We start from the raw sequence: 13,116 nt of genomic DNA on the forward strand, positions 1-13,116 counted from the left end.
GGCACATGCCCAAGGGTGTTCCCGAGAACGTTCCGAACGACGGCCTCACCACGCGTCAACGGCGCAACGCTCCCGTGCTCGCGGTCCACACCGGACCGGGCAAGGGGAAGTCGACGGCCGCGTTCGGCATGGCGCTGCGCGCCTGGAATCAGGGATTCGACGTCGGAGTGTTCCAGTTCGTCAAGAGCGCCAAGTGGAAGGTGGGGGAGGAAGCCGCCTTCCGTGCCCTCGGCCAACTGTACGACGACACCGGTGTCGGCGGGGCGGTGCAGTGGCACAAGATGGGCGAGGGCTGGTCGTGGACGCGTAAGCACGGCAGCGAGGAGGACCACGCCGCCGCGGCCGCTGAGGGGTGGGCTGAGATCGCGCGCCGGCTGGGCGCCGAGGAGCACCGCTTCTACGTGCTCGACGAATTCACATACCCCCTGAAGTGGGGATGGGTCGACGTCGACGAGGTGGTCGAGGTCCTGCGGAACCGGCCGGGCAACCAGCACGTGGTGATCACGGGCCGCGACGCCCCGCAGGCGCTGATCGACGCCGCGGATCTGGTGACGGAGATGACCAAGATCAAGCATCCGATGGACGCGGGCCGGAAGGGCCAGCGGGGAATCGAGTGGTGACCACCCTCGCCGCTGTGCCCGCGGTGGTCATCGCCGCCCCCGCATCGGGTAGTGGAAAGACCACCGTCGCAACCGGTTTGGTGGGGGCGCTGCGTGAGTCCGGCTACGCGGTGGCACCGTTCAAAGTCGGCCCCGACTACATCGACCCCGGGTACCACGGGCTCGCGGCCGGACGTCCGGGACGCAATCTCGACCCGGTCATGGTCGGCGCGGAGCGGATCGCCCCGCTGTACCGGCACGGGAGTTCGGGGTGCGACGTCGCGGTCGTCGAGGGTGTCATGGGCCTGTTCGACGGCAAGATCGACGCCGCGTCCCACGAGCCGTCGGCGGAGGGATCGACGGCCCAGGTGGCAGCGCTGCTCGGCGCCCCCGTGGTGCTCGTGGTGGACGCTCGCGGCCACAGTCAGAGCCTGGCCGCCGTCCTGCACGGCTTCTCGACGTACGACTCCGGGGTTCGCATCGGCGGGGTGATCCTCAACCGGGTGGGCAGCCCGCGGCACGAACAGGTGCTGCGGCAGGCGTGCGAGCGCGTCGGGCTCCCCGTGCTCGGCGCCGTGCCGCGGATGGCCGAACTGGAGGTCCCGTCCCGCCATCTCGGGCTGATCCCGGCCGCCGAGCACGGAGCCGACGCGGTGGACGCCGTCGACGCCATGACCCGATTGGCAGCCCGCCACCTCGACCTCCCCGCCATCCGCGCACTCGCGTCCTCGGCGGTCGACGGGCCGGCGTGGGACCCCGCCGACGAGGTCGGACCGATTCCGCCCGGCCCGCGCCCGACCGTGGCGATCGCCGGGGGCCGCGCGTTCACGTTCGGGTACGCCGAGCACCGCGAACTCCTGGACGCCGCCGGTGCGGACGTGATCACGTTCGACCCCCTGCACGACGCGTTGCCGACCGGCACGAGCGGCGTGGTGCTGCCCGGTGGTTTCCCCGAGGAGCACGCCGTCGCGCTCGCGGAAAACTCTGCGCTCCTGTCTCAGATACGCGCACTCGCCACATCGGGGGCACCGATCCATGCGGAGTGCGCCGGTCTGCTCTACCTCGCCCGCAGCCTCGACGGGCACGCGATGGCCTCCGTGGTCGGGGTCGACGCCTCGTTCGGGTCTCGTCTCACGCTCGGGTACCGCGAGGCGGTGGCGGTCACGGACTCCACGCTCTTCGCGGCCGGTGAGCGGGTGGTCGGCCACGAGTTCCATCGCACGTCGCTCACCGCGGCGGAGGCGGACGGCTTCGCGCCGGCCTGGGGCTGGCGGCCCTGGGACGGTGACCCTGCGCGCGAGGGTTTCGTGCGCGACGGCGTGCACGCCTCGTACCTGCACACCCACCCCGCGGGCCACCCGGCGGCGATCACCCGTTTCGTGGCCGCGGCCCGCACCTTCGCCGCGCATGGGTGATCTCTGCGTCGGCGTCGGGTTCCGCGCGGCCGCGGGCAGCGCGGACATCCTCGCCGCCGTCCGGCACGTGCTGACGTCCGCGGGCCCGGATTCGGACGGGACTCTGGACTGCCTGTGCACCCTCGACCGTAAGTCCGTGGACCCGGCTGTCCGGGATGCGGCGGCGGCGTTGGGTGTCCCCGTCCGCGGATTCGCGGCGGCGGAACTCGCCGCCGTCGAGGTGGCGAACCCGTCGGACCGGGTTCACTCGGCGACGGGATCGCCGAGCGTCGCGGAAGCGGCGGCCGTGCTCGGCGCGGGCGGCGGGCCCCTGATCGTGACCAAGTGGTCCGCGAATGGCGTCGTCGTCGCGGCAGCCCGTAAAGTTTCGTAGGTTCGAGACAAGACGTGCAGGATTTTCTGGAGAAACGGGGAGAGCGCGTGACTGCTGCCACCGGAGACGAGACCAACTACCTGGTCGGACTCAATTTGGCCGATCGTCGTGTGGTCGTGGTCGGTGGCGGAACAGTCGCACAGCGCAGGCTCGGGCTCCTGATCGCATCGGGTGCACGGGTCCACCTGATCAGCCGCGCGGTCACGCCGGCCGTCGAGGGAATGGCCACTGCGGGACAGATCACAGTGGAACTTCGCGAGTACCGGGACGGCGACCTCGCCGACGCCTGGTACGCCATCGCGTGCACGGACGAACCGGACACCAACGCGGCGATCGTCGCGGAGGCAGAGCGGAACCGTGTCTTCTGCGTCCGCGCCGACAACGCCCGCTACGGCACCGCCGTCACTCCGGCGAGCGCGAGCTACGACGGGATGAGCATCGGCGTGCTGGCCGGCGGCGACCACCGTCGGTCCGCCGCCGTGCGCACTGCCCTCGTCGAGGGCCTGCAATCGGGTGCGGTCGCCGACACCGCCGACCATCCGGCAGCCGGTGTCGCGCTGGTGGGCGGCGGTCCGGGCGACCCCGACCTCATCACCGTGCGCGGCCGTCGACTGCTGGCCCGGGCCGACGTGGTGGTCGCCGACCGCCTCGCCCCGCCCGAACTGCTCGCCGAACTGGGCTCGGACGTCGAGGTCATCGACGCCGCGAAGATTCCGTACGGCCGCGCGATGGCGCAGGAGGCGATCAACGCCGCCCTCATCGACGGCGCGAAGGCCGGCAAGTTCGTGGTGCGGCTCAAGGGCGGCGACCCGTACGTGTTCGGGCGCGGCTACGAGGAACTGGAGGCGTGCGCCGCGGCGGGTGTGCCCGTCACGGTCGTCCCCGGGATCACCAGCGCCATCTCGGTGCCGTCGGCCGCCGGCATCCCGGTCACCCACCGGGGCGTCACCCACGAGTTCGTCGTCGTCAGCGGTCACGTCGCCCCCGACCACCCGGATTCCCTCGTCGACTGGTCGGCGCTGGCCCGGTTGAAGGGCACGATCGTGTTGCTGATGGCCGTCGAACGCATCGAGGCGTTCGCGACCGTCCTGATGGACGGCGGGCGTCCCGTGGACACCCCGGTCACGGTGATCCAGGAGGGCACGCTGCGGACGCAGCGCACCCTGCGGGCCGATCTCCAGACCGTGGCCGCGCGGGTCAAGGAAGAGCAGATCCGTCCCCCCGCCATCGTGGTCATCGGGCCCGTGGCCGGGTTTTCTGTGGACGCTGGGTAACGTGAACCCCCGTGTCTGAATCCCGAGTACCCGAAGGCGCGCCGGCGTCGAACCAGTCTGCGGCGAGAGCCACGGTGAATCCGCCCGCCGCCACCCGCGTGATGGGGCTGGCGATCGTCGTGCTGAGCGGGCTGCAGATGATGGTGGTCCTCGACGGCACCGTCGCGAATCTGGCGCTCGCGCCGCTGCAGGCCGACCTGGGTCTGAGCGACAGCGGCCGCAACTGGGTGCTGACGTCGTACGCGCTTGCGTTCGGTGGCCTCATGCTGCTGGGCGGACGGCTCGGTGACGCGTTCGGCCGGAAGAAGATGTTCGTCGGCGGTGTCGCCCTGTTCACGATCGCCTCGCTGCTGTGCGGTCTGGCGGTGGGCGAGTTCATGCTGATCGCGGCCCGGTTCCTGCAGGGCGTCGGCGCCGCGGTGGCCTCGCCGACGGCACTGGCCCTGGTCGCGACGACGTTCGCGGCCGGACCCGCGCGCAACCAGGCCATCGCGATCTTCGCGGCCATGACGGGCATCGGGTCGATCGCGGGCCTGATCATCGGCGGCGCGCTCACCGAGGTGTCGTGGCGCCTGATCTTCCTCATCAACGTGCCCATCGGCGTCGTCATCGTGGGGTGCGCGTTCGTGGCGCTGAAGGAGACGGCGGGCGAGCGCCTGGCCCTCGACGTTCCCGGCGCGGTCCTCGCGACGGTCGCGGCGACGGGCGTGGTGTTCGCGCTCACCGAGGGCCCGGAACTCGGCTGGGGGAGTCCGTACGTGATCGGTGCGCTCGTCGCCGGGCTGCTGCTGTTCGGCGCGTTCCTGTACGTCGAACGGACCGCCGACAACCCGCTGCTGCCGTTCTCGCTGTTCCACGACAAGAACCGGGTGGCGACGCTCGTCGCGATCTTCTTCGCCGGTGCCGTCATGTTCACGGTCGCCGCGTTCGTGGCGTTGTTCGTCCAGGACATCCTCGGCTACAGCCCGCTGGAGGCGGGCCTCGCGTTCATCCCGTTCGCGTTCGGCCTCGGCAGCGCGGCCGCGGTGGCGTCCAAGCTCGCCGTGCGGATCCAGCCGCGGTGGCTCGTGGTCGCCGGCGCCACGATCATGGTGGTCGGGCTGCTCTACGGGTCGACCCTCGACAGTTCCGCCACCTATCTGGCCAACCTGTTCGTACCGGTCATCGGCATCGGGTTCGGCGTCGGACTCGCCGTGGTCCCGCTCCCGCTGTGCGCCATCGCCGGGGTGTCGGAAACCGAGATCGGGCCGCTCGCCGCCATCGCGCAGGTGGCGCAGACCCTGGGCGGCCCCCTCGCCCTCGCCGTCATCGGGGCGATGGCCACGTCGCGCACCCTCTCGCTCGGCGGCATCTCCGGCAAGGTCGCGGACATGAATCCGGCGCAACTCGAGGCACTGGGCAACGGCTACACCTTCGCCCTCGTCGGCAGCGCCGGCTGCGCCCTCATCGCGGGATTCGCCGCGCTGTTCATCCGCTTCACCCCGCAACAGGTCGCGCAGGCGCAGGCCGCCGAGAAGGCCGCGCAGCAGGCGTGAGCGTTTCGGCCCGGTGGCCGGAGACCGTCGCTAGCATCCGGTCATGGACTACAAAATCGAGCTGATCATTCTGCCGGTGTCCGATGTGGACCGGGCCAAGGCGTTCTACGCCGACCAGGTCGGCTTCGTCGTCGACCACGATCACCGCGTGGATGAGAATGTGCGGTTCGTCCAGCTCACTCCGCCCGGGTCGGCCTGCTCGATCGCCGTCGGCGAGGGCCTGGTCGACACCCCGCCCGGCTCGGTGCACGGGTTGCAGATCGTCATCGACGACGCCGATGCCGCCCACGCGGAACTGTCCGCCCGCGGTGTGCCCGTCAGCGAGGTGCAGGATCTGGCATGGGGGCGCTTCGTGTATTTCGCCGATCCCGACGGCAACCAGTGGGCGCTGCAGCAGCTTCCGCAACGCGGCTGACTCCGGCGGCGGGTGGCAGAAATCCGCCCGCCCGCGCACGTCGGGCGGAGCATGATGGTCCTGTGCTCACGCCCACCCGCACGTCCGTCATGGGGGCAGTCGCAGTAGGCATGCTGCTGGCTGCCTGGGTGGCCGGGGTTCCGGCCACCGCCGCGCCCGCCGCACCGGACCCACGCGTCGGTCCGCTGTTCCTGGCCGGGACGCCGATCCACGTCTGCACCGGATCGGTCCTGGACAGCACGGACGGCGACCTCGTGCTCACCGCCGCGCACTGCATCGCAGGGTCCGGCGGTGCCCTGTCGTTCGCGCCCGGATACGACCGCGGCGTGGCCCCGTTCGGACTGTGGACGGTGTCCCAGATCTACGTCGACCCCGCCTGGCTGGAGTCGCAGGACCCCCAGCACGACTTTGCCGTCCTCCGGGTGGCGCCGAGTGGAACCACCGTGCCCGCCTCCGTCGAATCGGTGGTCGGTGGCGGCTTCGAACTGGCGCCCGCCCCGGCAGCCGAGACCACCGTGGCGGTTACCGGCTACCCGACGCTGGGTGACAGTCCGGTGTCGTGCACAGCCGCGACCACGTCGACGGACAGCTATCCGACGGTGGTCTGCGACGGTCTCGGCGACGGAACGAGTGGTGGCCCGTGGGTGGCGGGTCCGCGGGTCGTCGCCCTCGTCGGGGGCCTCGACCACGGCGGGTGCACCGACTCGGTGTCCTACTCGCCGGCCTTCGGCGCCGCCACACTCGACCTGTTGCAGCGCGCGGAGAGCCGCGGCGCGGGCGACTCGACACCGTTCGCACTGCCCGGTACCTGCACCCGATCCTGACGGAGCCTGAGGTCAGCGGGGTGCCGGCCGGTACCGGCGCACGGGTCTGCCCGCACCCCCGTACTCCAGCCGGACCTCCAGCAGTCCCTCGGACAGGTAGTGCTCGAGGTAGCGGCGGACACTGACCCGGGACAGTCCGGCGAGTTCGGCGCACTCGGTCGACGACAGTTCGCCCTTCGACCGCAGGATGTCGAGCACCAGGCGGCCGGTTTCGGCGCTGAGCCCCTTCGGTAGCCGGCTCGGGTCCGGATTCTTGCCCTTGCCCCCGAACAGGGAGTCGATCAGGGATTGGTCTGCGCCGGACTGTGATTCGAGCGCGCGGGCGCGGCGCCGGAAGTTCTCGAGTTTCTCCTGCAGCTGCGTGTAGTCGAACGGCTTGACCAGATAGTCGGAGGCGCCGCCGTGCAGTGCGCGGCTGACGGTGTCGATCTCCCGGGCGGCGGTGATCATGATGACGCCCACGGCGTTGCCCTCGGCGCGCAGTCGCTGCAGGACGTCGAGGCCGGACATGTCCGGCAGGTACACGTCCAGGAGCACGAGGTCGGGGTTGCCGGTGCGCACCGATTCGAGGGCGTCCGCGGCGGTCCGCGCCACCCCGACGGTGGTGAACCCCGGTGTCTTGTCGACGAATCGGCGGTGGATCTCCGCGACCATGAAGTCGTCGTCGACGACCAGGACCTCATACATCGCCGCGCCGTCCCGTCATGATCGGAGAGTCTAGCTACGCGGCACGTGGACGGTGAACAAGGCACCACCGGTGCCGGGTGCGTCCGAGACGGCCGCGGACCCGCCGTGCTGGGAGCTGACGAGACGGACCAGGGCGAGCCCGATTCCGCGGCCGCCGGGCGTGCCGGGCTTCGAGGTGACCCCGCGGGAGAAGATCTCCTCCCGCATCGTCTCGGGAACTCCGGGGCCGGAATCGGCGACCTCGATGAGAATGCCGTCGTCGTCGGTGATCCGGATCGAGATCCGCGCGTCCCGGCCGCCCTCGGAGACGTCGACGGCGTTGTCGATGAGGTTGCCGAGCACGGTGATCACGTCGGTGGCGAGTTCGGGGTCGAGGGCGTGCAGGTGCGAGTCCGGTTCCAGCGTCAGCGACACCCCGGTCTCGGCGGCGAGCGACGTCTTCGCGATCAGCAGCGCGGCCACGGCGGGATCCGAGATGCGTTGCGTGACAGCATCACTGATCTCCGCCCGACGGCGGGTGAGGGTGCCGACGAACTCGGTGACCGCGTCGTAGTCGCCGAGCTGTGTCAGCCCCGAGATCGTGTGCAGCTGGTTGGCGAACTCGTGCGTCTGCGCCCGCAGGGTGTCGGTGACACTCTTGTGCGAAGACAGCTGGCTCTGCATCGACGCCAGTTCGGTGCTGTCGCGCATCGTGGTGACGGTGCCGATCTCGTGGCCCTGGCTGGTCGCGGCGCGGCGGCTCAAGGCGAGCATCCGCGACGACGTCGACAGCACCACGTCGCGGCCGTCCTCCCCGGTGAGGAGGTACTGCCGGACGGCCGGGTCGAGCGCGATGTCGTCGACGTGCCTGCCGACGGCGTCGCCGGTGAGGTCGAGCAGTTCCTGGGCGCTGTCGTTGAGCACGGTGATCACCCCGTCGGGGTTCACCGCGACCACCCCCTCGCGGATGCTGTGCAGCAGGGCCTCGCGATGGTCGGCGAGACTTGCGATCTCGGCGATTTCGAGTCCGCGGGTGTGGGTCTTGATCCGGCGGGACAGCAGCCACGAGCCGAGAAGCCCCAGACCGGCGCCGATTCCGAGATACAGCAGCAGGCGCGCCCCCGCGCTGCTGAGCAGGTCCCAGATGGACGGGTAGTCGTCGCTGACGGAGACGACCGCCAGGACGTCCCCGGTCGCGGACAGGATCGGGACGTGCCCGACGATGGCGCGGCGCCCGTCGACGTCCACGTCGCCCGACCAGGCGCGTCCGGTCATCACGTCGCTGGCCCCGAGTTCCGCGGGAACCCCGAGCCGGGTCGGATCCGACGACACGGTGACCGCCCCGTTCGGCGCGACGATCTCGGCGAGCGTGGCGCCCGACAGGTTGACGGCGCGATCGACCTCCGGTGCCAGCACCCGCTCGACCGAGCGGTCCGACAGCTGGTCGCGCACCACCGGCGTCGACGCCACGTTCTCGGCCACCGCGATCATGCGCTGTCCCTGGAGGTCGCGGAACTCCACGGTCGACTGGTGGACCGACACCGCGGCCACCGCGAGCAGCACGACGGCGACGACGACGAGCTGGAGGAGCAGGACCTGGCCCGCGAGGCTACGAACGCGGGGATGAAGTGGTGACCACAATGAACTTAAGTTCCGTTTCGTTCGCATAGGTGACGTGCATCACGCCGGAGGTTCAGTATTGCGGAAGATCACATTCATGGCGAAATGGGGAACGATGTCGAGAACAGGTAGCGGGAGCAGGGTACGCGCGCTGCTCCTGCTCGCGCTCGTGGGCCTCCTCGTGGCCGGCTGCGGGGTCACCCGCGGCGAGGACGAGGGCCTGCACAGGGTGCGGATGATGGTTCCGAACAGTCCGGGCGGCGGCTACGACCTCACGGCGCGGACCGCGGTGAAGATCATGGAAGACGAGGACATCACCGGCCGCGTCGAGGTCTTCAACGTGATCGGCGCAGGTGGAACGGTGGCGATGGCCCGGCTGATGAACGAGGCCGGCAACGACGACCTCATGATGATGATGGGCCTCGGCGTCGTCGGCGCCGGATACACCAACGGCTCCACCGCACGCGTCTCCGACGCCACCGCCCTGGCCAAGATGGTCGAGGAGCAGGAGGGCATTCTGGTGCCCGCGGATTCGCCACTGCAGACCATCGACGACTTCGTGGCGGCCTGGCGTGCGGACCCGGCGTCGATCACCATCGGCGGCGGTTCCTCGCCCGGCGGCCCCGACCACCTGTTCCCGATGGAGACGGCACGCGCGGTGGGAGTGGACCCGAACGCGGTGAACTACGTGTCCTACGACGGCGGAGGCGACCTGCTGACTGCCCTTCTCGGTAAGAAGATCACCGCGGGCACGTCGGGCCTCGGCGAGTACGTGGACCAGATCGAGGCCGGCCAGGTCCGGGTCCTCGCGGTGTCGGGAAACGAGCGGGTCGAAGGTGTCGACGCGCCGACGCTCACCGAGGCCGGAGTGGACCTGACCTTCACCAACTGGCGGGGCGTCCTGGCGCCGCCCGGGCTGTCCGACGGCGCCAAGGCCGACATGGTCGAGGCGCTTCAGAAGTTGCACGACACACCGGAATGGAAGGAGGCCCTGGTGAAGAACGGTTGGAGTGACGCCTTCATGACGGGACCGGAGTTCGAGCAGTTCCTCCGGGACCAGGACGAGCGGGTCTCGTCCACGCTGGCCGAATTGGGGCTGGCATGACCGCGCCCGCAGAACCGTCCGCCGTCTCCGTGGACACGGCGCCGAAGCGGAGGGACCACGCGCAGTTCGTCGTGTGCGCGGTGCTGGCCGTGATCGGGGTGTTCCTCGTCGTCGACGCGCTGTCGCTCAGCGAGGGCTTCGCGAAGGTGGACCCGGTGGGCCCGCGACTGTTCCCGCTCGTCATCGGTGGGGGACTGCTGGTGTTGTCGGTGGTGTTCGCCGTCGCGATCCTGCGTGGCTCCACCGGGGATGCGGACAGCGGAGAGGACGTCGATCCGGACTCTCCGGGCGACTGGAAGACAGTCGGTCTGCTCGTCGGGTTGTTCGTGGTGACCATCGCGCTCGTCGACTTCCTGGGCTGGGCGATCATCGGCACCGTCCTGTTCGCCGGGGCCGCAACAATTCTGGGCAGCAGGCACTGGGTGCGCAACATCGCGATCGGGGCCGTACTCGGATTCGGCAGCTTCTACGCGTTCTACGTCGGGCTCGGAATACCGCTGCCCGCAGGCATTCTGGACGGAATTCTCTGACATGGACAATCTGAACTGGCTGCTGCAGGGGTTCGAGCAGGCGGCCACCCCCATGAACCTGCTCTACGCCTGCATCGGCGTCCTGCTCGGCACGGCGGTCGGTGTGCTCCCGGGCATCGGACCGGCCATGACCGTCGCCCTCCTGCTTCCCGTCACCTACAACGTCAGCCCGAGCGCCGCGTTCATCATGTTCGCCGGCATCTACTACGGCGGCATGTACGGCGGGTCGACGACGTCGATCCTGCTGAACACGCCGGGCGAGTCCTCCTCGGTGATCACGGCGATCGAGGGCAACAAGATGGCGAGAGCAGGCAGGGCCGCGCAGGCCCTGGCGACCGCCGCGATCGGGTCGTTCGTCGCCGGGTCCATCGGCACGATGCTCCTGGTGCTCTTCGCGCCTGCCGTCTCGAGTTTCGCGGTCACCCTCGGTGCGCCGTCGTACCTCGCGATCATGCTGCTCGCTCTCGTCGCCGTCACCGCGGTCCTCGGAACCTCCAAGCTCCGCGGCTGCATCTCCCTGCTCCTCGGTCTCGCGATCGGGTTGGTCGGCATCGACTTCCTCACCGGCCAGCCGCGTGCCACGTTCGGCATCCCGCAGCTGTCGGACGGGATCGACATCGTCGTCGTCGCGGTCGCCGTGTTCGCGCTCGGCGAGGCCCTCTGGGTCGCCGCGCACCTCCGTCGCAAACCGGCCGAGGTCATCCCCGTCGGCAGGCCCTGGATGGGCAAGAGCGACTGGAAGCGTTCCTGGAAGCCGTGGCTGCGGGGCACCGCCTACGGGTTCCCGTTCGGTGCGCTGCCCGCCGGCGGCGCCGAACTGCCCACGTTCCTCTCCTACATCACCGAGAAGAAGCTGTCGAAGCACAAGGACGAATTCGGCAAGGGCGCCATCGAGGGTGTCGCAGGCCCCGAGGCCGCCAACAACGCGTCGGCGGCAGGCACGCTCGTGCCGATGCTCTCGCTGGGTCTGCCGACCAACGCCACGGCCGCGGTCATGCTGACGGCCTTCGTGTCGTACGGAATCCAGCCGGGCCCGACCCTGTTCGAGAAGGAACCGCTGCTGATCTGGACACTGATCGCCAGTCTGTTCATCGGCAATTTCCTGCTGCTGGTGCTCAACCTTCCGCTCGCGCCGCTGTGGGCGAAGCTGCTTCGCACCCCGCGCCCCTACCTGTACGCGGGCATCCTGTTTTTCGCCGCCCTGGGCGCGTTCGCCGTCAACCTCCAATGGCTCGACCTGGCGCTGCTGCTGACGTTCGGGTTGCTGGGTCTGATGATGCGGAGGTTCGGGCTGCCGGTGCTGCCGTTGATCATCGGCGTCATCCTCGGGCCGCGCATCGAACGGCAACTGCGGCAGAGCCTGCAACTCGGCGGCGGCGACTGGGGCAGCCTGTTCACCGAGCCCGTCGCGATCATCGTCTACATCGTGATCGCCGTGCTCCTCATCGCACCCCTCGTCGCCAAGGTCGTCCGCGCGCACTACCCCGTCGCGGCCCCCGATTTCCCCGACGGACCGGCCGGCGGCGACTCCACCGACACAAGAGAGAAGGCACACGCATGATCGTCGTCGGATACACCCCCGACCAGTTCGGAGGGGCGGCCCTCGAACACGGCGTCGCGGAGGCGCAGCTGCGCGGAACGTCGCTGCTCGTGATCAACTCGTCGAAGGGCGACTCCCTCGCCGATCAGTCGTTCGCCGACAACGCGCACCTGCAGGAACTCGAAGGCAAACTGGCCGCGAGCGGAATCGACCACGAGGTCCGGCAGATCGTCGGGGACGAAACCGTCGACGTGATCCTCGAGGCGATGACGGCGCCGAACGCGGAACTGCTCGTGATCGGCATCCGCGACCGCACCCCCGTCGGGAAGCTGCTGATGGGAAGCACCGCCCAGCGGCTGCTGCTGTCCTGCCGCAAACCGGTCCTCGCCGTCAAGCCCGCCGAGCGCTGACGCACCCGTGAGTACTTGTTAACCGCCCGCGGTTAACAAGTACTCACGGGTGGCGGTCAGTCGGTGAGGATGATCAGCTCGCGGTCTGACGCCACCTCGACGCGCAGTCCGGCCTTCGACGCCACCCGCGCCACCCCGCGAACGTCCTGGGGTTCGGCACGGGACACGGTGAGCGCACGGGCCAGCAGACCCTTGTGGTGCTTGTTGAAATGGCTGACGACGGTGCGGGTGCCGTCCGGCTTCTCCGTGAGAACCGTGGCGATCACCGCCTCGGGGATCGGTCCGAGCTGCTGGTACGTCCCCGAGCGCAGGTCGACGACGAGACCGTCCGCCTCGGCCGTGATCGCCCGGGACAGTTCCGGCTTCCACAACGCGCGGAGGGTGCTCAGCCCGGGCAGCTTCGACCCGCCCGACAGCCGGTAGGCGGGGATCAGGTCACCGGCGCGCACCGCGCCGAACAGTGCGGACCCCATCGCGAGCCGCGACAGCGCCTTGGACTTCTGCGCCCTGGTGAACGACTTCGCGTCGAGCGCGTCGAACAGCACACCCGTGTAGCGCTCGAGTGCGGGCCGGGTGGGGGAGACCCACAGTTTGGCGTTGCGCTCGATCTCGTCGGCCTGCGTGGGGCCGAGGCCGAGCGCGAGCTGCGACGCCTCCCCGTCCGCGGCGAGCGTCACCAGCGCCTGGACCAGCATTTCACGGGTTTCGGTGAGCTGCGGCATGGACAGCTCGGCCAGGTCGAGGGGCGCGTCGGCGCCGCCGTCGGACTTGGTTTCGGAGGGAGGAAGTAGCACCAGCACGCACGAAACC

General features: G+C 69.9%; 14 protein-coding genes. 11 read left to right on the forward strand and 3 right to left on the reverse strand.

Annotation, left to right across the window (positions count from 1 at the left end; genetic code table 11):
- Window positions 1–5: 5 nt before the first annotated feature.
- The 7 genes from cobO to JWS14_RS35825 all read left to right on the forward strand — a co-directional run bounded on the left by cobO (window position 6) and on the right by JWS14_RS35825 (window position 6,435).
- A complete protein-coding gene (gene cobO / locus JWS14_RS35795; RefSeq protein ID WP_206015299.1) occupies window positions 6–620 on the forward strand; it encodes a cob(I)yrinic acid a,c-diamide adenosyltransferase in 615 nt (204 codons plus the stop codon).
- Window positions 614–2,014, forward strand: a complete 1,401-nt coding sequence (locus JWS14_RS35800) for a cobyrinic acid a,c-diamide synthase CobB (protein ID WP_072937851.1) — start codon at window positions 614–616, stop codon at window positions 2,012–2,014. The genes cobO and JWS14_RS35800 overlap by 7 nt, the downstream gene beginning before the upstream one ends.
- Complete coding sequence (locus JWS14_RS35805; protein WP_072937852.1) at window positions 2,007–2,387, forward strand: cobalamin biosynthesis protein; 381 nt, start codon at window positions 2,007–2,009, stop codon at window positions 2,385–2,387. The genes JWS14_RS35800 and JWS14_RS35805 overlap by 8 nt, the downstream gene beginning before the upstream one ends.
- 47 nt (window positions 2,388–2,434) lie before the next feature.
- The gene (gene cobA, locus JWS14_RS35810; protein WP_072937984.1) at window positions 2,435–3,661 is read left to right on the forward strand and encodes a uroporphyrinogen-III C-methyltransferase; all 1,227 of its coding nucleotides are present in this window, start codon (window positions 2,435–2,437) and stop codon (window positions 3,659–3,661) included.
- A gap of 101 nt (window positions 3,662–3,762) precedes the next feature.
- On the forward strand, window positions 3,763–5,196 hold the full coding sequence (locus tag JWS14_RS35815; protein ID WP_072937986.1) for an MFS transporter: 1,434 nt from the start codon (window positions 3,763–3,765) through the stop codon (window positions 5,194–5,196).
- 43 nt (window positions 5,197–5,239) lie between these two features.
- Window positions 5,240–5,611 carry a glyoxalase superfamily protein gene (locus tag JWS14_RS35820; RefSeq protein ID WP_072937853.1) on the forward strand — a complete coding sequence of 124 codons (372 nt, stop codon included), beginning with the start codon at window positions 5,240–5,242 and terminating at the stop codon, window positions 5,609–5,611.
- A gap of 62 nt (window positions 5,612–5,673) precedes the next feature.
- Window positions 5,674–6,435: a trypsin-like serine peptidase gene (locus tag JWS14_RS35825; protein ID WP_206015300.1), complete on the forward strand. Its 762-nt coding sequence runs from the start codon at window positions 5,674–5,676 to the stop codon at window positions 6,433–6,435.
- Between the two features lie 12 nt (window positions 6,436–6,447).
- On the opposite strand, the gene JWS14_RS35830 is transcribed toward JWS14_RS35825, so the two are convergent.
- The gene (locus JWS14_RS35830; RefSeq protein ID WP_072937855.1) at window positions 6,448–7,122 is read right to left on the reverse strand and encodes a response regulator; all 675 of its coding nucleotides are present in this window, start codon (window positions 7,120–7,122) and stop codon (window positions 6,448–6,450) included.
- Window positions 7,123–7,152: 30 nt separating this feature from the next.
- The gene (locus tag JWS14_RS35835; RefSeq protein ID WP_095860748.1) at window positions 7,153–8,769 is read right to left on the reverse strand and encodes a sensor histidine kinase; all 1,617 of its coding nucleotides are present in this window, start codon (window positions 8,767–8,769) and stop codon (window positions 7,153–7,155) included.
- Window positions 8,770–8,836: 67 nt separating this feature from the next.
- Here JWS14_RS35835 and JWS14_RS35840 point away from each other — a divergent pair, with 67 nt between their 5' ends.
- Genes JWS14_RS35840 through JWS14_RS35855 form a run of 4 tightly spaced genes read left to right on the forward strand, consistent with a single transcriptional unit; the run spans window position 8,837 to window position 12,306 of the window.
- Complete coding sequence (locus JWS14_RS35840) at window positions 8,837–9,826, forward strand: Bug family tripartite tricarboxylate transporter substrate binding protein (RefSeq protein WP_072937987.1); 990 nt, start codon at window positions 8,837–8,839, stop codon at window positions 9,824–9,826.
- Window positions 9,823–10,356, forward strand: a complete 534-nt coding sequence (locus JWS14_RS35845) for a tripartite tricarboxylate transporter TctB family protein (RefSeq protein ID WP_206015301.1) — start codon at window positions 9,823–9,825, stop codon at window positions 10,354–10,356. Before JWS14_RS35840 ends, JWS14_RS35845 begins: the two co-directional genes overlap by 4 nt.
- 1 nt (window position 10,357) lies before the next feature.
- On the forward strand, window positions 10,358–11,917 hold the full coding sequence (locus JWS14_RS35850) for a tripartite tricarboxylate transporter permease (protein WP_072937858.1): 1,560 nt from the start codon (window positions 10,358–10,360) through the stop codon (window positions 11,915–11,917).
- Window positions 11,914–12,306, forward strand: coding sequence for a universal stress protein (locus tag JWS14_RS35855; RefSeq protein ID WP_072937859.1), 393 nt, complete (start codon window positions 11,914–11,916; stop codon window positions 12,304–12,306). Before JWS14_RS35850 ends, JWS14_RS35855 begins: the two co-directional genes overlap by 4 nt.
- Before the next feature lie 56 nt (window positions 12,307–12,362).
- On the opposite strand, the gene yaaA is transcribed toward JWS14_RS35855, so the two are convergent.
- The gene (gene yaaA, locus JWS14_RS35860; protein WP_095860747.1) at window positions 12,363–13,106 is read right to left on the reverse strand and encodes a peroxide stress protein YaaA; all 744 of its coding nucleotides are present in this window, start codon (window positions 13,104–13,106) and stop codon (window positions 12,363–12,365) included.
- Window positions 13,107–13,116 lie beyond the last annotated feature (10 nt).

The sequence above is a fragment of the Rhodococcus koreensis genome, from assembly GCF_017068375.1.
GTDB classification, from domain to species: domain Bacteria; phylum Actinomycetota; class Actinomycetes; order Mycobacteriales; family Mycobacteriaceae; genus Rhodococcus_F; species Rhodococcus_F koreensis.

Coding starts and splice junctions, on each gene's coding strand:
- JWS14_RS35845 (WP_206015301.1), top strand. CDS start 9,823: ATGACCGCGCCCGCAGAACCGTCCGCCGTCTCCGTGGACACGGCGCCG.
- cobO (WP_206015299.1), top strand. CDS start 6: ATGCCCAAGGGTGTTCCCGAGAACGTTCCGAACGACGGCCTCACCACG.
- JWS14_RS35830 (WP_072937855.1), bottom strand. CDS start 7,122: ATGTATGAGGTCCTGGTCGTCGACGACGACTTCATGGTCGCGGAGATC.
- JWS14_RS35815 (WP_072937986.1), top strand. CDS start 3,763: ATGGGGCTGGCGATCGTCGTGCTGAGCGGGCTGCAGATGATGGTGGTC.
- JWS14_RS35820 (WP_072937853.1), top strand. CDS start 5,240: ATGGACTACAAAATCGAGCTGATCATTCTGCCGGTGTCCGATGTGGAC.
- JWS14_RS35835 (WP_095860748.1), bottom strand. CDS start 8,769: ATGCGAACGAAACGGAACTTAAGTTCATTGTGGTCACCACTTCATCCC.
- JWS14_RS35840 (WP_072937987.1), top strand. CDS start 8,837: ATGTCGAGAACAGGTAGCGGGAGCAGGGTACGCGCGCTGCTCCTGCTC.
- JWS14_RS35855 (WP_072937859.1), top strand. CDS start 11,914: ATGATCGTCGTCGGATACACCCCCGACCAGTTCGGAGGGGCGGCCCTC.
- JWS14_RS35850 (WP_072937858.1), top strand. CDS start 10,358: ATGGACAATCTGAACTGGCTGCTGCAGGGGTTCGAGCAGGCGGCCACC.
- JWS14_RS35805 (WP_072937852.1), top strand. CDS start 2,007: ATGGGTGATCTCTGCGTCGGCGTCGGGTTCCGCGCGGCCGCGGGCAGC.